Consider the following 20,548-nt stretch of genomic DNA (forward strand, 5'->3'; position numbering starts at 1 on the left):
TGCGGCCGCGCGGGGTCGGGCCGGGGCCCTGGGACTAGTGGTGCGTCTGCGACCGTCGGCCTTGCCGGTGCAGCGCGCTGAGGCTGATCTGCAGGGTGTCCTCGGCCTCCGCGGCCGACCGCGGCTCCGGGACGACGCCGGCGGGGACGCTCGGCAGCCGTCCGCCCGCCGGGCCCGACCGCGCGGAGGGGGACGCGCCGCCGGCCGGGGCGGCGGGTTCGCGCTCCCGCGGCGGCGCCGGGGCGTCCCCCTCCACGCGGTCGGGCGCGCTCGGGTCCGCGGCCGTCCGCCGGGCCGCCCGCAGCTCCCTGCGCCGGCGCAGTTCCGCCCGCACCATCACCCGCCAGCCGATGATCGGCGCCGCGGTGATGAGCAGGGCGAGCCCCGCCCAGGTGAGCATCGCCGGGTGGTCGTGCCCGAGGAAGAGGGAGCCGACGAGCGAGCCGCCGAAGACGGCGATGAAGAACAGGTGGATGCGGAAGGTCCCCAGCAGCGTGTCGGGGCTGGCCGAGTCGCCCTTGGGCGTGACGACGAACTTGGACTTGCGGCGCAGCACGGCGTCCAGCAGCGAGCGGGCGTAGATCGGCGCGGAGAGCGCGGACATCAGCATGCCCGCCAGTCCGCCGGAGCCCTCCGGCTCGTGCGGCGAGACGTTGTGCCGCCGGTTCCAGACGTACAGGCCGACCTGGAGCGCGGAGGCGTTGCCGTAGAGCATCATCCACACCACGGGGTCGATCTGCACGCCCGAGGCGCCGAGCCCGAGGAACAGCGCGCAGCTCAGCGCGGCCAGGATCCAGTTCAGCGCGGACATCGGGTAGAAGATGATCATCATCGTGTAGTTGAAGAGCTTGCCCGCGGGCAGGGACCCGAAGCCCTTCCAGTACTGGCTGAGGATCGTCTCGTAGGTGCCGCGCGACCAGCGGAGCTGCTGGGTGAAGAAGTCGGTCCAGGCGTTCGGCCCCTCGCCCACCGCGAGCACGTCCGGGGTGTAGACCGAGCGCCACTTCTTCCCCGTCGCCGGGTTGCGGTGCCGGTGCATCTCGAAGCCGGTGGCCATGTCCTCGGTGATCGAGTCGTACAGCCCGCCGATCTCCTTGAGCGCGCTGATCCGCACCGCGTTGCTGGTGCCGACGAACATGGGCGCGCCGTAGCGGTTGCCGGCGCGCTGGATGAGGGCGTGGAAGAGGAACTGCTGGCTCTCGGCGGCCTTGGTGACGAAGTTGTCGTAGTTGCCGTAGACCTGCGGGCCGATGACGAAGCCCACGTCCGGGTCGCGGAAGTAGCCGAGCATCCGCTCCAGGTAGTTCGGCAGCGGCACGTGGTCGGTGTCCACGCCGGCGAAGAAGTCGTAGTCGTCGCCGTGGGCGTCCAGCCAGGCGTTGTAGTTGCCGTGCTTGGTCTTGGCCCGGAACGCGCCCTTGGCGGTGTTCCACCTCGCCACGCCCTTGCGGCTGAAGTGGTGCACGCCCAGGCGGGCGCAGACGGCCTTGACCTCCGGGTCGTCGCCCTCGTCGAGCAGCCAGACGTGCATCGTGCCGCGGTGCCGGACGCGGACGGCCGCCTCCAGCGTCTTGGTGACCATGGACAGGGGTTCCTTGCCCGGTACGAAGGAGGTCAGGAACGCCACGCGGGTCCCGGCCTCCGGCACGACGGGCACCGGGTCCCGGGCGACGAGTGTGGCGTGCGAGTTGGACAGCACGTTCAGCGTGCGGAACAGCTCGATCAGCCCGATCGCCACGAGCATGACCACGTCGAGCTTCAGCACGAGGTCGGAGACGGAGCCCTCGTCGCGCTGGGTCCAGTGCTGGGGCTGCATCAGCCACGCGAACAGGCCGAGGGAGAGCAGGGGCGCCGCGGCGAGCAGCAGCCCCGCGCGTATCCGGTGCGGCTCGCTCGCCAGCAGGCTGCGGTAGCGCACCCGGTAGGGCTCGCCCTGCGGGGGCTGGGTCAGCGGTCCGGCCAGGCGGCTGTAGTGCTCGTAGTCGTAGCGCGGCGGCGGCTTGCGCGGCCAGCGCTGTGTGCCGCCCGACCGCGCGCGGCTCCCGCTGCCGGAGCGGGGGCGCACGATGCGGAGCTGCGTCGTGCGCGACGGGTCGTCGTCGGCGTCGACGCGGGTGCCTGCGGGCGGCTGGGATTCGCCTGCTTGCGTCATCTGTCCATCCCCCCGCACGCAGCGTCCTGCGTGCCGTGTGTTTCTGGCCGCTGGGGGAGACACGCACGGCGGCTTGGCGGTTCCCGGGCCGGTGACCAATGGTCAGCTTTTCTTACCACTTGAGTGATCGCAAGGGAGGCTTGACCTGGTTGGCGCCGTATGCGCGGGTATGCCGGGACGAACGTGATCAGAGTGACGCCCAGCCGACACGGCCCGTCCTGCCCCGCGACCCGCACCGTGCGCCTGCGCCGTACGCCGGACCCCATACGCCGGACCCCGCGCCCCGTGCCGGGGCGGCGGCGGACGCGGAGCGGGTGGCGGCGCGCCCCGAGTCAGGGTGGCGGCAACGGTGGACGGCGGCGCACGCGGGGCCAGGGCGTCGGGCAGGCGGCTCGGACGGCCCCGGGTGGCGCGGCGGCCCGGGGCGGGCCGGGCGGTTCGGCGGTGGCCGCCTGGGCCGCGTGGCCGGGGCCGGGGCGGGGTGGGTCAGTCGATGCCGCGCCAGATGTGGGGCTCGGTGCCGTGCTCCTCGTCCTCCCCGGCGAGCAGCGTCAGCATCACCGGTGTGGTGGCCGGCACCTCGTTCCCCGCGAGCCGCTCGTGCGCCGGATCGCGTTCGGCGGCGCTCGTGGGGACCTCGATCAGCGTCACGTCGGTCATCTCCCTCGGTTCTGGTGGGACGCGCGACAGCACGACTCAGTGTGCGCGAGGGGCGCGGCCGTCGCGACCTGGCACGCGGCGGATCCGTGTATGTGGCACGCGGTGCCGGTGGGCCGGGCGGCGCCGTCCGCGGCCCGGGCGACGCTCCGGCTCGGCGTGACCTGCGTGCCTCGTCCGGCGCCCCCGACGCGCCCCGCGTGCGCCCCTGCGCACCGGTGGCTCGGCGTGCCGCGCCGCGTCTCACATGCCGGACGGCGCTCCGGTGCGTCCCTGACCGGCCGGGTGCGGCGCCGCGTGCGGGGGGGGGGGGCAGCACGAAGGCCCCCGTGGACACGGGGGCCTTCGACGGTGTGCGCCGCCAGGGACTCGAACCCCGGACCCGCTGATTAAGAGTCAGCTGCTCTAACCAACTGAGCTAGCGGCGCCTGCGCTCCCACTTTACCCGATCCCGTCGGGTGCCGATGACCACGCGTACCCCGGCTCGCGCAGCGCGGCCAGCACCCGCCGCAGGTAGGGCCGCGGTACGGCCGGCAGCAGCAGCGCCACCGCCTGCACGAGCCGGCCGAGCACGTAGGTGGTGTCCGCGGTGGCGGTCACCAGCTCCCGCACGGCCGTGGTGTCGTTCCGCTGGACGGCCTCGATCAGCTCCGCGACCCGGGGCGCGGCCTCCTCGTCGGTCGCCACCCACCGCTCGCCGTACGGCGCCTCGGCGGCCAGCCGCCGCAGCAGCCCGTCGCCGCCCTCGCCGGCGCGCCCGCCACCCCGTTCCTCACCCGGTCGCGGACCCGGCTGTCCACCCCGCCCGGCGCCCCGCAGTCCGCTCCGCCGCCCGTCCGCGTCCGTCCCGTCGACCGCTTCGTCGACCGCTTCGTCGACCGCTTCGGACGCCACCCAGCACAGGGCCGCCACCAGGTCGCGGGCGGCGTCGTCGCAGGCGAGCGCCGCCAGCCCCGCGTCGAAGGCGTGCTGGTTGCCGTGCCGGTAGGCCAGGAGCAGCCCCGCCGCGCGGGCGGCTCCGTCCACGTCCACACCCGTCGTCCGCATGCGGCGGATCATCACACGATGCGCCCCGCCCCCCGCGGCCCGGCACGCGGCCCCGGACCGGCTCAACCCGGGTGCACCGGCCACACCACCCGGCTGACCCACGGCGCCGCCCGGGAGGCCGCGACCACCTCCGCGTTCGGCTCGTCGTTCGTCGCGACCCACTCCCGCGCCGCCGCCGCGCCGCGGCCACCCGCCCGCTGCCGCGCCAGCAACCGCTCGCGGCGCAGCGGCGCCGGGGCGTCCACGTACCACAGCGCGTCCAGGTGCTCGCGGACCGCCGCCCAGCCCGGCAGCTCGCACGCCAGGTAGTTGCCCTCGGTGATCACCAGCCGCACCCGCGGGCCGATGACGTGCCGCGCCGCGATGGGCTCGTTCAGGTCACGGTCGAAATCCGGACAGTAGACCTCCGCCGGGCCCTCGTCCCCGTCCTCGCGGGGTTCCGCTTCCCGCAGCCGGGCCAGCAGCGCCGCGTAGCCGGCGACGTCGAACGTGGGGGGCGAGCCCTTGCGCGAGGCGAGCCCCAACCGGTCGAGCTGGGCGTTGGACAGGTGGAAGCCGTCCAGCGGCACGTACCCGACCGCCCCCGCCCCGTAGCGCTGGTTCACCGCGCTGACCAGCGCCGCCGCCAGGGTGGACTTGCCGGCGCCGGGCGGTCCGGCCAGTCCCAGCACCGCTCGGCGGCTCCCGGCGGCGGCCGCCACCCGCCAGGCCGCCGCGACCAGCTCCGAGTCCGGGCCGGGGCCCGGCTCCGGGCCCGGCCGCGGCTCGCGGTCGGCGGGGTGCGTGGGTGTCGTCTCATTCCGCATGACGCCACTGTGCCCGTCCGAACGCGCGGTGCGGTACGGCCGTGTGGGCGCAAGCGCGCAACGGAGAGATCACCGGCTCGAAAAGATGGGCATATCTTCACGCGACTTGGGTAGCCGCGCGCCCATGGCTCCACCACCGAGGAAGTTCCAGACATTGAGCGAATCCAGTGGCATCGGGAGTAGACCCCTCAGTCGCCGCGCCCTGCTCGGCGGGGTAGCGGGGCTGGGGATCCTGGGCGCGGCAGGGTGCAGCCGCATGCCCCCGCCGGGCGAAGTGGAGGGCGGCAACCTCCTGGAGCGCCTGCGCGACCGCGGCACCGCCCGCGTCGGCATCGCCAGCGAGCCGCCGTTCGGCTACATCAACTCCGAGGGCGAGGCGGCCGGTGAGGCCCCGGCCATCGCCCGGGTGATCTTCGAACGGCTGGGCGTGCCCAACATCGAGCCGGTGCCCACCGAGTTCAGTGCCCTCATCCCCGGGCTTCAAGCCCAGCAGTTCGACATCGTCTCCGCCGGGATGTACATCAACCCCACGCGGTGCGAGCAGGTCCTGTTCGCCGATCCCGACTACCTGATGCTGGACGCCTTCATCGTGCCCGCGGGCAACCCGGCCGGCGTCACCGACTACCAGTCGATCAAGGACAAGGGGCTGGAACTGGCCAGCGGCGAGGCGTACGCCCAGGTGGCCTACGCCGAGGCGCACGGGATCGACGTGCTGGTCCTGCCCGACCAGGTGGCCGGCCTGGACGCGGTGTCGCAGGGCCGGGTGGACGCGTTCGTGGGCACGAACATCACCGTCAAGCGGGCGGTGCGGGGCCAGTCGCAGGTGGAGACCACCGAGCCCTTCCAGCCGGTCGTGGACGGCGAGCCGGCGTACGGCGCGGGCGGCTTCGCGTTCCGGCTCTCGGAGAAGAACCTCCGCGACGCCTTCAACGAGGAGATCCGCAAGCTCAAGGCGAACGACTACGCGGAGCTGCTGGAGATCGTGCGGCCGTACGGCTTCACGATGGAGGAGATGACCGATCTCACGGCAGAGGAGCTGTGCTCATGAGTTCAGGCATCTTCTACGAGTGGTTCCTCCCCGGCGTCTGGATCACCATCCAGGTGACGGTCTACAGCGCCGCCCTGGCCGGCCTGGTCGCCTTCGTGGTCGGCATCGCCCGCACCCACCGCCTGTGGATCGTGCGCTTCGTCTCGGGGACCTACTTCGAGATCTTCCGCGGCACGTCCGCCCTGGTGTTCATGTTGTGGATGGCGTTCGCCTTCCCGCTGATGTTCGGCTGGCAGTTCGTGCCGATGTACGCGGGCGTGCTCGCCCTCGGACTCACCTACGGAGCCTACGGGTCCGAGATCGTGCGCGGTTCGCTGCAGTCGGTCTCCGCGGCGCAGCGGGAGGCGGGCATCGCGCTCAGCTTCACCCGCGGCCAGCGGCTGCGCCGCATCGAGCTGCCCCAGGCGTGGCCCGAGATGGTTCCGCCGTTCAACAACCTGCTGATCGAGCTGCTCAAGGGCACCGCGCTGGTGTCGGTCATCTCGGTGGCCGACATGACCTTCGCCGCGGGCCTGTCCCGGCTGGCGACCAACGAGTCCGCGCCCGCCTACGTCCTGCTGCTCTTCTCCTACTTCGTGATCGCCTTCGTCCTCACCCGCATCATGCGCGCCGTGGAACGCAAGGCGAAGGCGGGCATCGGACAGGGCGGCGGCGGCAAGGGGCGCTTCCGGGGGCTCCTGGCGCTGAAGCTGAGCCCGGAGGGTGAGATGCGGCAGGCGAAGACCGGCACGGCGGGAGGCCAGGGATGAACTGGGACTGGAGTGTCGTCGAGGACTTCATGCCGTCCTTCTGGGACGGCGTCCTCGTCACCCTGCAGGCGCTGGCTCTGGGCAGCCTCATCGCCTTCGCGCTCGGCCTGGTGTGGGCCATGGCCCAGCGCTCGCACCGGAAGTGGATCAGTTGGCCGGTGACGGCCGTCACCGAGTTCATCCGCAACACGCCGCTGCTGGTGCAGCTCTTCTTCCTCTTCTACGTGGTGCCCACCTTCGGGCCGTCCATGTCCCCGCTGGTCACCGGCGTCATCGGCCTGGGTCTGCACTACTCGACGTACACCGCCGAGGTCTACCGGGCCGGCATCGACGGCGTGCCCGTCGGCCAGTGGGAGGCGGCCACCGCGCTCAGCCTGCCGCGCCGCCGCACCTGGACGTCGGTGATCTTGCCGCAGGCGATCCGCCGGGTCATTCCGGCGCTGGGCAACTACGTCGTGGCGATGCTGAAGGACTCGCCCATGATCGCCGTCATCGGCGCCTTCGAGATGCTCGGCGAGGCCCGGGCCTTCTCCAACCTCACCTTCACGTTCGAGGCCTACACGGTCGTGGGGATCGCCTTCATCCTCATCGCGTACCCGGCCTCCCTCCTCCTTCGAGCCCTGGAGCGTCGTCTTGCCCAGTGAGAACACCCCCAGCCCGGCCGGCACCCCGGCGGAGTCCACGGAGACCAGGGCGGCCGGCGCGGAGCTGATCCGCTTCGAGCGCGTCTCCAAGCGCTTCGGCGACAACGTCGTCCTGGACAACCTGGAGTTCAGCGTCGACGCCGGCAAGCACGTCACGCTCATCGGCCCCTCCGGCTCGGGCAAGACGACGATCCTGCGGCTGCTGATGACGCTCCTCAAGCCGGACGAGGGCGAGATCGTCGTCGACGGCGACCACCTCTTCCACGAGCGGCGCGGCGACAAGCTGGTGCCCGCCGGCGAGCGGCACGTCCGCGAGGTGCGCAAGAAGATCGGCATGGTCTTCCAGCAGTTCAACCTCTTTCCGAACATGAGGGTGCTGCGCAACATCACCGAGGCGCCGGTGCACGTGCTGGGGATGCCGAAGGACGAGGCCGAGCAGCGCGCGCGGGAGCTGCTGGACCTGGTCGGGCTGACCGAGCACATGGACAAGTACCCGGTCCAGCTCTCCGGCGGCCAGCAGCAGCGCGTGGCCATCGCCCGCGCGCTGGCGATGCGTCCGCAGGTGCTGCTGCTGGACGAGGTCACCTCCGCGCTCGACCCGGAGCTCGTCGCCGGCGTGCTCGACGTCCTGCGCGACATCGCGCACACCACGGACATCACCATGCTGTGCGTGACGCACGAGATGGGGTTCGCCCGCGACATCTCCGACACCGTGCTGATGTTCAACGAGGGCCGCGTCATCGAGTCCGGGTCGCCGGAGAAGATGTTCAACGACCCCGACAACGAGCGCACCCGCGAGTTCCTGAGCGCGGTGCTGTAGCGCCCGGCGAGCGGCGTTTCCCGGCCCGCGCCGCGCGGCGACCGGGGCGCCGCCCCTCGCGCGACGCCGGTCGGGCGGGGGCCGGGCCGCGCGGCCGGGGCAGGTCAGTGGCATATGCCGTTTCGCGCAACCGGTGGTTGCCGGTGGGGGGTTCGCCGCTATCGTGAGGGGGAGCTGTGACCGGAAGCGAGCATTCAGGCGCCCACGGTCACCGCTGGAGACGGTCACAACCTGTGAGGGGGACACCGTGGCGATGTCGAAGCCCGTGCCTGCCGTACCGTTCCGTTCGGTCCAGCACGCGCTGCGGCTGCTGGAGACCGTCTGCCGGCACGGCGACGGCATATCCGAGGACGGGCTCGCGCGCGGCACCCGGCTGCCGCCCGCCCAGCTCACCCACCTGCTGGCCATGCTGCGCGCGGAGCGCTACCTGCGGCGCCTCCCCGACGGCGACTACGTCATCGGCGAGGCGTTCGCCCGGCTCGGCACCACCGGCAGCCGCCGGGTGCTGCGCGAACAGCTCCAGTGCAAGCTGGTGGAACTGCGCGACGACCTCGGCGCCGCGGTCTACATCAGCCGCTACGAGGACGGCGAGGTGAAGATCACCCAGTTCGCCGCCGGGCGCCACGCGCCGCCGGTCACGGAGTGGGTGGACTTCAAGGCCGCGGCGCACGCCAGCGCCGTCGGCAAGGCGCTGCTCACCCAGCTCGACCACGACGGACGCCGCGACCACCTGGCCCGGCACAAGGCCGTCCGCCTCACCTCGCGCACCACGACCAGCGAGCGGGCCCTGTTCTCCCAGCTCGACAGCCGCCCGCCGACCGTGCCGGTGCTGGACCTCCAGGAGTACGCCGTCGGCACCGTGTGCGCCGCCGTCCCGCTGACGGCCGGGACCTCGGTGGGCTGCCTGGCGGTCTCCATGCCGCTCCAGCACGCCCACCGGCTGCGCGGGGCGGCCCGCAAGCTGGGTCAGCAGGCGGCGCCGCTGCTGCTGTCGCTGTCCCTGTGAGGCGGAGGCGGCCCCGTGAGGCTGGGGCGGCGCCTGTGAGGCGGAGGCGGCGCCCGCCGGCGCCGAACGCCCGTGGTCACGAGCACCCGCGCGAGCACGGTAAGATTTTCGGCACGGGCGCCGCTAGCTCAGTTGGTTAGAGCAGCTGACTCTTAATCAGCGGGTCCGGGGTTCGAGTCCCTGGCGGCGCACCCGAGGGCCACGGCCCCCGAAGGCCCCGCACCGGTCACCCGGTGCGGGCCTTCGGCGTGTGCGGCCGTCCCGGTCACAGGCGGCGGTAGGAGAGCGTCTCGCCGACGGCCCCGGCGCGCCACAGGTCCTGGCAGGCGTCGGCCATGCGGTCCAGGCCGTCGACCACGCTGCCCCACACGATGCCGGGCACCCACCCGGCGTCGCCGTTGATCAGCAGGTTGTTGCGCTCGTAGAACAGCGCGAGGTCCACCACGGTGCGGCGGCCGGCGTGCGCGGCGTCGCTCTCGTACCCGTAGGAGGCGGTGGCGAGCTGGGTGTCGGTGAAGGTGAAGTAGCACAGGTCGCCCGGGATCGGGGTGATCGTCGGGTTCTCCAGCGGGGGCTCCTGCGGGGCGAACGGCTCCAGCAGGGCGTAGATCTCGTTGCGCGCGTACTTGGCGTGGTAGACGTCGCCGCTGAGCGGGAGCGCGTTCCACACCGCCGCGCAGGTGACCGGCGCCCGGTCGTCCAGCAGCTTCGCCGTGCAGCGCACGCCGCGCTTGTCGAGCGACACCTCGATGAAACGGTCGGCCATCGTGCCTCCTGGTCGTTGCGTTGCGCGACGGTCGCGCGGTGGGGGTGCGCGGGCGGGGCCCGCGGGTCGGGTGCGCCGGTGGGCGCGCGGTGCGCCGGACGCGAGGGGTGCGCGGGGGTGTGCTGACCCGGGCGCGCCGGGGTGCGCGCGGGTCGGTGGGTGCGGGCCGTTGGGCGCGGTCGGTGCGCGCGCCGGCGGGGGCGGACCGCGCCCGGCGGGGTCAGTGCGGCTCGACGGGCGGCTCGGCCGGGGGAGGGGGCGGGGGCAGCTCGGGCAGGCCGGTGCCGTACAGGGCGTGCGCGGCGCGCAGCACCAGGGCGTCGGCGTGCCGGGCGGCGACGAGCTGGACGCCGATGGGCAGCCCCTGGGCGTCCAGCCCGCACGGCACGCTGGCGGCGGGCTGCTGGGTGAGGTTGAACGGGTAGCTGAACGGCGTCCAGCTCGTCCAGCGCCGGTGCGGCGAGCCCTCGGGGACCTCCACCCCGCGGGCGAACGCGGTCGTCGGCGTGGTCGGCGTCACCAGCAGGTCGTGGCGCTGGTGGAAGGCGCCCATGGCCGCCCCGAGCGCCATGCGGACGTCGACGGCCGCCAGGTAGTCCAGCGCCGAGTACGCCGCGCCCTGGTCGATCACCTCGACGAGCGCGGGGTCCAGGCGCGCGCGCTGCCCGGCGTCCAGCCCCTGGGTGACCCGGGCCACCCCGGCGAACCACAGCACGTGGAACGCCTCCACCGGGTCCTCGAAGCCGGGGTCGGCCTCCTCCACCTCGGCGCCGAGCGCGGCCAGGGCGTCCACCGCGCGGCGCACGGCCGCGGCCACGTCCGGCGCCACCGGCACCCGGCCGCCGAAGTCGGGGGAGTAGGCCACCCGCAGTCCGGCGACCCCGCCGGCGAGCTGGTCGCGGAAGTGTCCGGCCGGCGGGTCCAGCGCCGACCAGTCGCGCGGGTCGGCGCCGCTGACGACGTCCATGAGCAGCGCCGCGTCGGCCGCGTCCCGGGTCATCGGGCCGACGTGGGCGAGCGTGCCGAAGGCGCTGGCCGGGTACAGCGGCACCCGCCCGTAGGTGGGCTTGAGCGCGAACAGGCCGCTGAAGGCGGCCGGGATGCGCACCGAGCCGCCGCCGTCGGTGCCCAGCGACAGCGGGCCGGCGCCGAGCACGACGGCGGCGGCGCTGCCGCCGCTGGAGCCGCCCGCGGTGCGCGCGGGGTCGTAGGGGTTGCCGGTCGACCCGTGCCGGGGGCTGTCGGTGACGCCCTTCCAGCCGAACTCGGGGGTCGTCGTCTTGCCCAGGAACACCGCGCCGTGCTCGCGCAGCCGGGCGACCGACGGCGCGTCCTCCTCCCAGGGGCCGGCGTCGCCGATCGTCCAGGAGCCCTTGTAGGTGGGGGAGCCGCGCAGCAGCAGGATGTCCTTGACCGTCACCGGGACGCCGTCGACGAGCCCGGCGGGCTCGCCGCGCCGCCAGCGCTCGGTGGCGGCGCGCGCCTGGTCCAGCGCGCCGTCCGCGTCGATGCGCACGAAGGCGTTCACCCGCGGGTCGACGGCCTCGGCGCGCTCCAGCGCCGCCCGCGTGGCCTCCGCGGGCGAGAAGTCCCCCGCGGCGTAGCCCGCGACGAGCTGGGCCGCCGTCAGGGCGGTGAGATCGGTCAACGCGTTCCTCCCGTCAGTGTGCCGGGACGTAGCCCAGCTCCTTGTCGACGACGTTGAGCAGCGGCGTGCCCGCCGCCCAGCGGTCGAAGTTGTCGCAGAACTGCTCGGCCAGGTCCTGGCGCCAGCCGATCGTGTCGCCGCTCATGTGCGGGGAGATCCACAGGTTCGGCGCGTCCCACAGCTCGCTGTCCGGCGCCAGCGGCTCGGCGTCGAACACGTCCAGCGCCGCCGCCCGCGGCCGGCCCGCCCGCAGCGCGGCCACCAGGTCGGCGCTGACGACGTGGGCGCCGCGGCCGATGTTGACGAAGCCCGTGGCCCGCCGCATCCGGGCGAAGGCGGCGGCGTCGAACAGGTTCTCCGTCGCCGGGGTGAGCGGGGCGGCGCACACCACCCAGTCCGCGTCCGGCAGCAGCGTGTCCAGGGCTTCGCTGCCGTGGACACGGCCGAATTCCGCGTCCTCCTTTTCTCTCCGCCCGATGACTTCCACCGTGACACCCAGTGCCGTGAGGGTACGTCCGATAGCCCGGCCGATCGGGCCGGAACCGACCACCACGGCGCGTGTTCCGCCGACCCGCATGGTCTCGCGGTGCCGCCACTCGCGCGAGCGCTGCAATTCCCATGTCCCGGCAAAATCCTTGGCCATTGCCAGCACCAGTCCGGCCACGTATTCGGCGATCGGCTGGTCGAACACGCCGCGGGCGTTGGTGATCACCGTGTCGGACCCGGCCAGCTCCGGCAGCAGCCGGTCCACCCCGGCGCTGGCCGTGTGCACCCAGCCGGGCCGGCGTCCGTCGCCCGCCCACGCGGTGCGCACAGCGTCGGAAAGGAAGTTCCACACCAGCAGCACGTCGGCCTCGGGCAGTTGCGCGGCCAGCCCGGCCTCGTCGGTGTGCACGACCTCGGCTCGCCCGGCCAGTCGGCGCAGGTCGGGCAGCGGCTCGTCGTCGAGGACCAGGACGCGGGGCTTTGACATGGGCGGGAAACCCTTCCGAAACGCGGCGGAGTTTTCTCAAACCCCGTGCGGAGTAAGACGAACAGGCGGAGGATTGACCACGGTAGGTACGGGAAACTACCTTCGTCAACGAAGGCATCTGACCCGGCGTCTCCGGCTTCCGTCCCGGCTTTCGTTTTTCGCTCTCCTTCTTGCGGCCATAGGCCATACCTGCGTCTGTTGAGGGGCTCGCAATGGATGTCTCGTTTCTCGGCGGTCCTGAGCCGCAGCGCGGCGTGGGGATCGTGGCGCCTTTCGATTTCGCGCTCGACCGCGAGCTGTGGCGCTGGGTCCCCGACGACGTCTCCCTGCACCTCACCCGCACCCCCTTCGTCCCGGTCGAGGTGAGCCTGGACCTCGCGCGGCTGGTCAGCGAGCACGAGACGCTGCGCGAGGCCGTGCAGGCGCTGTCGGCCGTCTCGCCCGAGGTCGTCGCCTACGCCTGCACCTCGGGCTCCTTCGTCGGCGGGCAGGCCGGCGAGCTGGCGATGAGCGCGGCCATGAGCCACGCGGGCGAGATGCCCGCGCTCACCACCTCCGGAGCCCTGCTGGCCGCGCTGCGCGAGCTCGGCGCCCGCAGGGTCGCGCTGGTCACCCCGTACACCAAGTCCGTCACCGACTCGCTGGAGGACTTTCTCGGCGAGGCCGGGATCGAGGTGACCGGGCGCAGCTACCTGGGCCTGACCCGGGAGATCTGGCGCGTGCCCTACCGCGACGTGACCGGCATGGCGCGCGACGCCACGGCCGCCGGCGCGCCCGACGCGCTGTTCATCAGCTGCACCAACCTGCCCACCTACGACGTCATCCCGCAGTTGGAGGCCGAGCTGCGCATGCCGGTGCTCTCGGCCAACCAGGTGACGGTGTGGGCGGCGCTGCACCGCATCGGCAAGCAGGCCGTCGGCCCCTACCAGGCGCTGCTGGACCCGGTGGCCCGAACCGGCCCGGCGGCGATGACGCCGTCGGGACCCGACGCGGGCACCGGGCCGCCCGGGCCCGGCGCCGAGCCGGAGCGGGGCCCGGGCGGAGCCGACGGGCCGCCGGAGCCGGGCGCGGGCCCGGCGTCCGAGGTGGCCCTCGCCGGCTCCGCGCTCCCGGGCCCGGCCGCCGACGCCGAACTGGCCGACCCGCTCGCGGAGCCGCTCTACCCCGACGACCCGCCGCCCCGGTGAGCCGATTCCCCCCAACCCCCGCGTGAGAAACGGAGCCCCCCATGCAGCACGCCGCGTCCGGTGACGGCCGGGCCGTCGGATTCCTCTACCCCGGCTACTCCGCCCAGGACGACTACCCCCGGCTGGAGGCCATGGTGCGCGAGGCGGGGGCCGACGTGCGGCTCCCGCTGGTCCACACCGACATCGGGGAGGACGCGCACCGGGTGGACGCCCTGCTGGAGATGGGCTCCGCGCACCGGCTCGCCGAGGGCATGGCCGAGCTGGCCGGGCGCGGCGCGCGGGCCGTGGTGTGGGCGTGCACCTCGGCGAGCTTCGTCTTCGGCTGGGACGGCGCCCACGAGCAGGTGCGCGAGCTGGCCCGGGTCGCCGGGGTGCCCGCCTCCAGCACGTCCTTCGCCTTCGTGCACGCCGCGCGGGCCCTGGGCGTGACCCGCGTCGCCGTCGCCGCCACGTACCCGACCGACGTCGCCGAGCACTTCGCCGCGTTCCTGAAGGCGGCCGGCATCGAGGTCGTCGCGCTGCGCGGCAGCGGCATCATCACCGCCGCCGAGGTGGGCACCTGGGGCCGCGAGGAGGTGCTCACCATGGCCGGGGCCGGGGACCACGCCGACGCGCAGGCCGTGCTGCTGCCGGACACCGCGCTGCACACGGCCGAGGTCGTCGGCGACCTGGAGGCGGCCCTGGGCAAGCCGGTGCTCACCGCCAACCAGGCCACGCTGTGGGAGGGCCTGCGCCTGCTGGACCTCACCGTCACCGCCCCCCGGCTCGGCGCGCTGTTCGCCTGACGGCGGGCGGCGCCTGGCGGCGGCGGGGGGTGAGCGTCCCCCTGGCGGGGCGGGGCGCCAGGCGGTGCGCGTCGTGCGCGGCGTCCGGCGCCCCGCACCGCCTGCTGGTGCGCGGCCCCTGCCGGCGTGGGCTCCGCGCGGCTACCCGGCCGCCAGCAGGGCCGAGATGCGCTCGGCGGCCACCGGCTTGGAGTAGTGCCACCCCTGGCCGGTGTCGCAGCCGATCAGCCGGAGCCGCTCGGCCTGCGCGGGGTCCTCGACGCACTCGGCGGTCACCGTCAGGCCCAGCTTGTGGGCCAGCTCCACGAGCGTGGCGACGATCGCCTCGTCCGCGTTGCCCCGGTGCGCGGGGCTCTGGAAGCCCCGCACCAGGGTGCCGTCCAGCTTGAGCGTGCGCACCGGGAGCCGGCTGAGGTAGGCGAGGTTGGAGTAGCCGGTGCCGAAGTCGTCGATGGCGATGCGCACGCCCATGTCGGACAGGGCGTGCAGCGCGCGCAGGGGCCGGCCGGCCGGTGCGACGCCGGCGGACTCGGTCAGTTCGAGCTGGAGCAGGCCCGGCGGCAGACCCGTCTCGCGCAGGACCGCGGCCACGTCCGCCACCAGGTCGGAGTCCCACACCTGGCGCACCGCCACGTTCACCGACACGTACGGGGGGGCGCCGGTGTGCTCCAGTTGCCAGCGCCGGGCCTGGCGGCACGATTCGGCGAGCGCCCACCGGCCCAGCGGGACGATCGCGCCGGTCTCCTCGGCGAGCGAGATGAAGTCCCCGGGCGCGAGCGTGCCCAGGTGCGGGTGGCGCCAGCGCGTCAGGGCCTCGACGCCGCGCAGCGTCCCGTCGGCCAGGGAGACGATCGGCTGGAACTCCAGGGTGAACTCGCCGCGCTCGACGGCCGGAAGCAGGGCGCGGGAGAGCGCCTGGTGGGTCATCCGGCGCGCGTTGCGCTCGGCGTCGAACAGCGTCCAGCGGGCCTTGCCGTCGGCCTTCGCCCAGTAGAGCGTGGTGTCGGCGTCCTGCATCAGCTCCGTCGCGCTCGTCCCGGCGACCGGCCGTTCGACGATGCCGACGCTGGCCGTGACGGTGTGGCGCCGGCCGGAGAGGTCGAAGGGCCGCCCGGCCAGGTCGGCCAGGACGGCGTCGGCGAGGTCGGTGAGCTGCTGGGTGCCGGTGGAGCCCTCGACGAGCAGCGCGAACTCGTCGCCGCCCAGCCGGGCCACGAGCTGGCCGCCGTCGCGCTGCCCGGCGGCGCAGTGCACCAGGCGCTGCGCGACGGCCGCCAGCAGGGCGTCCCCGGCCGCGTGGCCCAGCGTGTCGTTGACGGCCTTGAACCCGTCCACGTCCAGGTAGCACACGCCGACGCGGCCGGTGGCGCTGTCGGTGAGCGCGGCGCTGAGCCGCTGGAAGAACAGCGCCCGGTTGGGCAGCCGGGTGACGGGGTCGTGGAGCTGGAGGTGGCGCAGGCGGTCGCGCAGGGCGCGGTGCTCGCTGACGTCCGCGATCGACAGCAGCGCGGGCGCACCGGGCGCGCCGGCCGGGGCGAGCGTGACCTCCGCCCACAGCAGCCTGCCGTCGGGGTGCTTGAGCCGGCGCGTGCGGGTGACCTCCCCCCGGTCCCCGCGCAGGACCGCGGCGCAGGCGGCCCGGGTGGGCTCGTCCAGTCCCAGCGGGGCCAGCTCGCTGACCGGCAGTCCGGTCAGCTCCTCGGCCGGGGCGTCCATGAGTCGCCCGAACGCCGGGTTGGCGGCCAGGACGCGGCCCGCGGGATCGACGACGGCCATGGCCAGCCGGGCGCCGTCGAACGCGGCGCGGAACCACCGACCACTACTCTCCGTGATCAGGCGGGGTGCTGCTCCGGTGGCGTGCGGGCCGTCGCCCGGCGCGTCCAGGCTTGCGTTCACCGATCGCTCCCGGAGGGGTTCGTGACGGGAAAGTCAGCCGATCATAGGGGGTTCTGGTCGGGTTGGGCCAGCAACGTCCACGTGGGTGACACCCGGGACGGGGACGCGGGCGCACACCAGTGCGGTACTTCGGGGTCACACGGGGGCGCCCGGCGTGGCTACGCAAAGTGAAACCCGGCCCTGGGCTCGCTCGGCCTAGTCCAGCGGGACGAAACGGGAGGTATCGGAACACAGTGGAGCAGGACATCCGTGATCCGTCCCGGTCCGCTCCCCGGAGGTCGACGTGCGTTCTGAGCGTTCCGCGCCCCCCGCGCACCCGCCGCGCCGGATACCGCCCGGCTCCCGGACGCGCCGTGCGGGCCCCGCCCGGCCCCCGGGCGCCGGGCGGCTGCGCCGTCCCGCCTCGGTGTGCGCCGCGCTCGCGGCCGTCGTGGGCACCTCGTCCTTCGCCGGGCCGGTGCACGACCCCTTCGCGCCCCCGCCGTGCGCCCTGGAGCGCACCGACGCCCACCACTCGCTCGGCCTGGACACCTGGAACGACGCCTACGTGCGCCCCGAGCGCACCGTCGACGCCGTCATGGTCTTCCTCTCCTTCCCCGACGCCCGCCCCCTCACCCACCCGGCGCAACTGGTGGCCGACCACTTCCCCGGCACCGCCGACTTCTTCACCCGCGCCTCCTACGGGCGGCTCGACCTGCGCCTGCACACCCGGCCGCGGTGGACGGCCATGCCCCAGCCCTCCCGCTCCTACGGGATAGCGCGCGACTGGGACGCCGAGCACCGGGCCGCCTTCGTGCGCGACGCCCTGGCCGCGACCGACCCCGAGGTCGACTTCGCGGACTACGACGTCGTCTACTTCGTCGCCGACCCCGACGCCCCCGGGGTGGACTCCGACGCGACCAAGGTCGTCAACTTCGCCGAGCCCGTCGCCGTGGACGGCACCGAGCTGCGCCGCATCGTCACCGTCTTCGAGCGCTTCCCGGCCGACCGCAACGTGCTCGCGCACGAGACCGGGCACGTCTTCGACCTGCCCGACCTCTACCACCGGCCGCGCGACGGCAAGGGCGACTGGGACACCCACGTCGGTGACTGGGACCTCATGGGCAGCCAGTTCGGGCTCGCCCCCGACCCCTTCGGCTGGCACAAGTGGAAGCTGGGCTGGCTCGGGGAGCGGCACGTCGACTGCGTGGGCGGCCCCGGCACCACCCTGCACGCGCTCCAGCCGCTCGGCCGGGCCCCGGCCGAGCGCGGCCCGGGCGCCGGGAAGCGGCTGGCGGTGGTGCGGACAGGGCCCAGCGAGGCCGTCGCGGTCGAGGTGCGCGAGCCGGTCGGCAACGACGCCGGGCTGTGCCGCGGCGGAGTGCTCGTCTACCGGGTGCGCAGCGACACCGCCTCGGCGGCCGGACCCGTCGAGGTGCTCGACGGCCACCCCGGGACCGCCGCCTGCCACGGCCGCTCCGTCCACCCGCCGCTCGCGGACGCCCCGCTGGGCGTCGGGGAGAGCCTGTCGGTGCCGGTGGTTGGCGGTTCCGTGCACATCACCGCGCTGGACCGCGCGGAGTCGGGGGAGTGGACGGTGCGCATCACCCGCCACGCGTGAGCGGCTCACCCGCCGTGCGTGAGCGACCCCGCACGCGCGAAGGCCCCCCGCTCGCGCGGAGGGCCTTCGGCTACCGGTGCGCCGCCAGGGACTCGAACCCCGGACCCGCTGATTAAGAGTCAGCTGCTCTAACCAACTGAGCTAGCGGCGCCTGGTGACGTCGTAGACCCTAGCACCCGGCCGCGCGGGAGCGGAAATCGCCGGACGCGACGCGGGGCCGCGACCAGCGCGGACCGCGCGCACGGCGGCCCACAGCAGCCGCTCGGGCCCCGGCAGCCAGCCCCCGCACGCGTCCGGCCCGACCAGCCAGCGCGCGCCCCGGTCCAGCGGGCGCCCCGGGCGGGGCGGGGCCGGCAGGGGCACCACGTCCCCGGAGCCGTACCCCAGCAGGGGCGGCAGCGCCGCCCCGCCGGTGCCGGGCGCCGCGGGCGGCCGCTGCCACTCCTCCCAGCGCAGCAGCGCCGGGAGCCGGGCGGCGGTGCCCGGTGCGGCAAGGAACAGCAGCCGGTCCCGGTCCACCGCCACGGGGCCGCTGCCCGGGCGGCCCTCGGCGTCCAGCCGCAGCAGGTGCGCCAGCATGCGCCGGCCGAACAGGCCGGGCGCGCTCACCGCGTCGAACACCGTCCCGCAGGGCAGCGGCTGCGGGACCTCCGGCCGCGCCGACCACAGGGCGTGCACGCTGCGCGGGAACCGGCTCGCCGACGCCAGCCAGGCCGCGCCCGCGCTGACCTCCCGGGCGAGGTCGTCGTCGAGGTCCTGCCACACGGTGCGGGGGGAATCGCTGCTCATGACATTCAGGTGTACCCCGCGTGGCCGAACGACTACGCAACTCGACCAAAACGAGGACAGCCGCGGGGGGTGTCCGCTATGGTCTGCCCCCCGCATATGCCGCCGACGGCTGCCGGGCGCCGCCGGGCGGGTGCGCGAGCGGTCGGCTCACTCCTCCACGCGGCCGTCGATCAGGTGGCGTCCGAAGGCGACCATGCGGCGCGCGTAGTCCTCCGTCCAGGCCGCGCGGTCGGCGATGGCGGCCTCCGGGAGCCGGTCGAAGCGGCGCGGATCGGCGAGCTGGGCCGCCGCCATCGCCTGGTACTCCACCGCCCGGTCCGCCGCCGCCTGGAACGCCGTGGCCAGCTCCGTCGAGCGGGCCAGCAGCTCCCTGGGGTCGTGGATCGACTCCAGGTCGAAGAAGTGCTCGGTGTCCTCCGCCGCCGCCGCGGGCTCGAAGGTCAGGGGCGCGGGCCGCCGGAACCGCGGCTCGCCGCCCGGACTATCCGCGGCCGGACGCGGCTCGGACATGGACTACCTCCCGTTCGTAGGACCATCGACCATTCTCCCGCTTACCCGGACGAACTGTCTGCCCCGTCGCCCGGCCCGTGTGCGGTGGCCTCGCTCACGCCCCGCTCACGCCCCCGCTCACGCCTGGGTCACCCGGTGCGCGCCCAGCTCGGCGAGCACAGTCTGCTGGGCGGCCCAGCCGTCCGGGAACCGCACCGGCACGCCGAGGGTCACGGGCTCCGCCGAGGGGTGGTCGTCCAGCAGCTCCGGAACACCGGCCCGGCACACCACGACGCACGCGTGCCGGTGCCGGGAGGTCAGCACGCACAGCCGCCCGGTCTCCAGGTGGAACGCCGTCGCGTCCGGCCGCCCGGACAGCGGGTGCAGCACCACCGTGACGTCGTACTCCCGCCCCTGCAGCCGGTTCGCCGTGTCCACCGTGACGCCGGTGACGCCCAGCGCGGTCAGCGCCGCCCGCACGGCCGCCGCCTGGTCGCGGTGCGCGGTGCCGACGGCGACCCGGTCGGCCGTCAGCGGCACCGGCCGCGGGGTGCGCTCGTCGGCGGTCACCGCCTCGCGGGCCAGCAGGCGGCCCACCACCCGCGCCACCGCGGCCACCGCCTGCGGGTCGGTGCGCGGGGTGTGCGCGGCGGGCAGCTCCAGCAGGCCCCACCCGGAACGGGCGGCCTCGTCCAGTACCCCGTCCACCGCCGAGCCGTCCGCCCCGGCGCCGAAGGCGAGCCGCCGCTCGCCGGGCCCGGTGCCGCTGCGGAACGGCGTGTACGGGTAGAACGCGCGCGACACCAGCGGGGCCGCGGACGCCGGCAGCCGCCAGGACACCGGCAGCCGGTGCTGCGGCAGGTCCGGGTGGTGCGCCAGCAGCGCGGTGACGGCGCTCGCGGACGGGTCGTGGCTCAGCCCCGCCCACTGGTCGGTCCCCACCTGGCTGAACGGGTCGAGCTGCCCCGGGTCCCCGACGAACAGCGCCCGCTGGAAGAGCCGCGCCACGGCCAGCAGCGCGTCCGAGCGCATCTGGTACGCCTCGTCGACGATGGCGTGCTGCCACGGCACGTCGTCCGGCGGGCGCACGTGCGCCCACTTGGCGGCGGTCGAGACGACCACCGGCAGCCCCGCCAGGTCGGCGGCCTTCGCCGAGGTGCGCACCTGCGCGTGCCGGTCCAGCGCCGGGTCGTAGGGGTGGGCGTCGCTGCTGTGCAGGCGCCCCACGCCCAGCTCGGGCTCGGCCGTGGCCAGCCGCTCCACCAGGTCGTCCACCTGCGCGTTCGTCTGCGCGACGATCATCAGCGGGCGCCCGGTCGCGGCGATCTCGCGGGCCGCGCGCACCACGAGCGTGGACTTGCCCGCGCCGGGTGGGGAGTCCACCACCACGCCGCGCGCGGTGTGGGAGAGGGTGTCGGCCAGGATGGCGTCCGTGGCCGCGGCGGCGGCCGCGCCCGGGTCGGCGGCCGCGCCCGGGCCGGCGGCC

At 74.5% G+C, this 20,548-nt stretch carries 19 protein-coding genes and 3 tRNA genes; 9 read left to right on the forward strand and 13 right to left on the reverse strand.

Annotated elements, in window-relative coordinates:
- Positions 1–34: 34 nt before the first annotated feature.
- From OSB71_RS19865 to OSB71_RS19885, 5 genes are all read right to left on the reverse strand, one after another.
- Positions 35–2,152 carry a glycosyltransferase family 2 protein gene (locus tag OSB71_RS19865; RefSeq protein ID WP_265949905.1) on the reverse strand — a complete coding sequence of 706 codons (2,118 nt, stop codon included), beginning with the start codon at positions 2,150–2,152 and terminating at the stop codon, positions 35–37.
- 486 nt (positions 2,153–2,638) lie between these two features.
- On the reverse strand, positions 2,639–2,812 hold the full coding sequence (locus OSB71_RS19870; protein ID WP_265949907.1) for a hypothetical protein: 174 nt from the start codon (positions 2,810–2,812) through the stop codon (positions 2,639–2,641).
- Positions 2,813–3,163: 351 nt separating this feature from the next.
- Positions 3,164–3,237, reverse strand: a tRNA-Lys gene (locus OSB71_RS19875).
- Between the two features lie 13 nt (positions 3,238–3,250).
- Positions 3,251–3,856, reverse strand: a complete 606-nt coding sequence (locus tag OSB71_RS19880) for a hypothetical protein (RefSeq protein WP_265949909.1) — start codon at positions 3,854–3,856, stop codon at positions 3,251–3,253.
- A 62-nt stretch (positions 3,857–3,918) separates the two neighbouring features.
- Positions 3,919–4,662 (reverse strand): nucleoside/nucleotide kinase family protein, encoded by a 744-nt coding sequence (locus tag OSB71_RS19885; protein WP_265949911.1) that lies wholly within the window; start codon positions 4,660–4,662, stop codon positions 3,919–3,921.
- 124 nt (positions 4,663–4,786) lie between these two features.
- On the opposite strand from OSB71_RS19885, the gene ehuB reads away from it, so the two are divergent.
- From ehuB to OSB71_RS19915, 6 genes are all read left to right on the forward strand, one after another.
- Entirely contained in the window at positions 4,787–5,710 is a 924-nt protein-coding gene (ehuB, locus tag OSB71_RS19890) for an ectoine/hydroxyectoine ABC transporter substrate-binding protein EhuB (protein WP_323055320.1), read from the forward strand.
- Complete coding sequence (gene ehuC / locus OSB71_RS19895) at positions 5,707–6,459, forward strand: ectoine/hydroxyectoine ABC transporter permease subunit EhuC (RefSeq protein WP_265949914.1); 753 nt, start codon at positions 5,707–5,709, stop codon at positions 6,457–6,459. Before ehuB ends, ehuC begins: the two co-directional genes overlap by 4 nt.
- The gene (gene ehuD, locus OSB71_RS19900; RefSeq protein WP_265949916.1) at positions 6,456–7,103 is read left to right on the forward strand and encodes an ectoine/hydroxyectoine ABC transporter permease subunit EhuD; all 648 of its coding nucleotides are present in this window, start codon (positions 6,456–6,458) and stop codon (positions 7,101–7,103) included. Before ehuC ends, ehuD begins: the two co-directional genes overlap by 4 nt.
- Positions 7,093–7,923 (forward strand): ectoine/hydroxyectoine ABC transporter ATP-binding protein EhuA, encoded by an 831-nt coding sequence (gene ehuA / locus OSB71_RS19905; protein ID WP_416237297.1) that lies wholly within the window; start codon positions 7,093–7,095, stop codon positions 7,921–7,923. The genes ehuD and ehuA overlap by 11 nt, the downstream gene beginning before the upstream one ends.
- A gap of 253 nt (positions 7,924–8,176) precedes the next feature.
- Entirely contained in the window at positions 8,177–8,929 is a 753-nt protein-coding gene (locus OSB71_RS19910) for an IclR family transcriptional regulator (RefSeq protein ID WP_265949917.1), read from the forward strand.
- A 117-nt stretch (positions 8,930–9,046) separates the two neighbouring features.
- Positions 9,047–9,120, forward strand: a tRNA-Lys gene (locus OSB71_RS19915).
- Positions 9,121–9,194: 74 nt separating this feature from the next.
- On the opposite strand, the gene OSB71_RS19920 is transcribed toward OSB71_RS19915, so the two are convergent.
- The 3 genes from OSB71_RS19920 to OSB71_RS19930 all read right to left on the reverse strand — a co-directional run bounded on the left by OSB71_RS19920 (position 9,195) and on the right by OSB71_RS19930 (position 12,316).
- Positions 9,195–9,695, reverse strand: a complete 501-nt coding sequence (locus tag OSB71_RS19920) for a DUF3830 family protein (protein WP_265949919.1) — start codon at positions 9,693–9,695, stop codon at positions 9,195–9,197.
- A 220-nt stretch (positions 9,696–9,915) separates the two neighbouring features.
- Positions 9,916–11,343, reverse strand: coding sequence for an amidase (locus OSB71_RS19925; protein ID WP_265949920.1), 1,428 nt, complete (start codon positions 11,341–11,343; stop codon positions 9,916–9,918).
- A gap of 13 nt (positions 11,344–11,356) precedes the next feature.
- Positions 11,357–12,316 carry a D-2-hydroxyacid dehydrogenase gene (locus tag OSB71_RS19930; protein WP_265949922.1) on the reverse strand — a complete coding sequence of 320 codons (960 nt, stop codon included), beginning with the start codon at positions 12,314–12,316 and terminating at the stop codon, positions 11,357–11,359.
- Positions 12,317–12,528: 212 nt separating this feature from the next.
- On the opposite strand from OSB71_RS19930, the gene OSB71_RS19935 reads away from it, so the two are divergent.
- Together OSB71_RS19935 and OSB71_RS19940 are read left to right on the forward strand one after the other, a co-directional pair.
- The gene (locus OSB71_RS19935) at positions 12,529–13,503 is read left to right on the forward strand and encodes a maleate cis-trans isomerase family protein (protein ID WP_265949923.1); all 975 of its coding nucleotides are present in this window, start codon (positions 12,529–12,531) and stop codon (positions 13,501–13,503) included.
- A 41-nt stretch (positions 13,504–13,544) separates the two neighbouring features.
- Positions 13,545–14,288 (forward strand): maleate cis-trans isomerase family protein, encoded by a 744-nt coding sequence (locus OSB71_RS19940; RefSeq protein WP_265949925.1) that lies wholly within the window; start codon positions 13,545–13,547, stop codon positions 14,286–14,288.
- Between the two features lie 141 nt (positions 14,289–14,429).
- On the opposite strand, the gene OSB71_RS19945 is transcribed toward OSB71_RS19940, so the two are convergent.
- On the reverse strand, positions 14,430–16,124 hold the full coding sequence (locus OSB71_RS19945; protein ID WP_265949982.1) for a putative bifunctional diguanylate cyclase/phosphodiesterase: 1,695 nt from the start codon (positions 16,122–16,124) through the stop codon (positions 14,430–14,432).
- A 388-nt stretch (positions 16,125–16,512) separates the two neighbouring features.
- Here OSB71_RS19945 and OSB71_RS19950 point away from each other — a divergent pair, with 388 nt between their 5' ends.
- Complete coding sequence (locus OSB71_RS19950; RefSeq protein WP_416237298.1) at positions 16,513–17,784, forward strand: M6 family metalloprotease domain-containing protein; 1,272 nt, start codon at positions 16,513–16,515, stop codon at positions 17,782–17,784.
- A 77-nt stretch (positions 17,785–17,861) separates the two neighbouring features.
- On the opposite strand, the gene OSB71_RS19955 is transcribed toward OSB71_RS19950, so the two are convergent.
- The 4 genes from OSB71_RS19955 to OSB71_RS19970 all read right to left on the reverse strand — a co-directional run bounded on the left by OSB71_RS19955 (position 17,862) and on the right by OSB71_RS19970 (position 20,487).
- Positions 17,862–17,935 (reverse strand) — tRNA-Lys (locus tag OSB71_RS19955).
- Positions 17,926–18,573, reverse strand: a complete 648-nt coding sequence (locus tag OSB71_RS19960) for a hypothetical protein (RefSeq protein ID WP_265949927.1) — start codon at positions 18,571–18,573, stop codon at positions 17,926–17,928. The genes OSB71_RS19955 and OSB71_RS19960 overlap by 10 nt, the downstream gene beginning before the upstream one ends.
- Positions 18,574–18,720: 147 nt before the next feature.
- Positions 18,721–19,083 carry a DUF8844 domain-containing protein gene (locus OSB71_RS19965; RefSeq protein WP_265949929.1) on the reverse strand — a complete coding sequence of 121 codons (363 nt, stop codon included), beginning with the start codon at positions 19,081–19,083 and terminating at the stop codon, positions 18,721–18,723.
- Positions 19,084–19,200: 117 nt separating this feature from the next.
- Positions 19,201–20,487: an AAA domain-containing protein gene (locus OSB71_RS19970; RefSeq protein ID WP_265949986.1), complete on the reverse strand. Its 1,287-nt coding sequence runs from the start codon at positions 20,485–20,487 to the stop codon at positions 19,201–19,203.
- Between the last annotated feature and the right edge of the window lie 61 nt (positions 20,488–20,548).

The sequence above is a fragment of the Streptomyces marinisediminis genome, from assembly GCF_026262575.1.
Lineage (GTDB): Bacteria > Actinomycetota > Actinomycetes > Streptomycetales > Streptomycetaceae > Streptomyces > Streptomyces marinisediminis.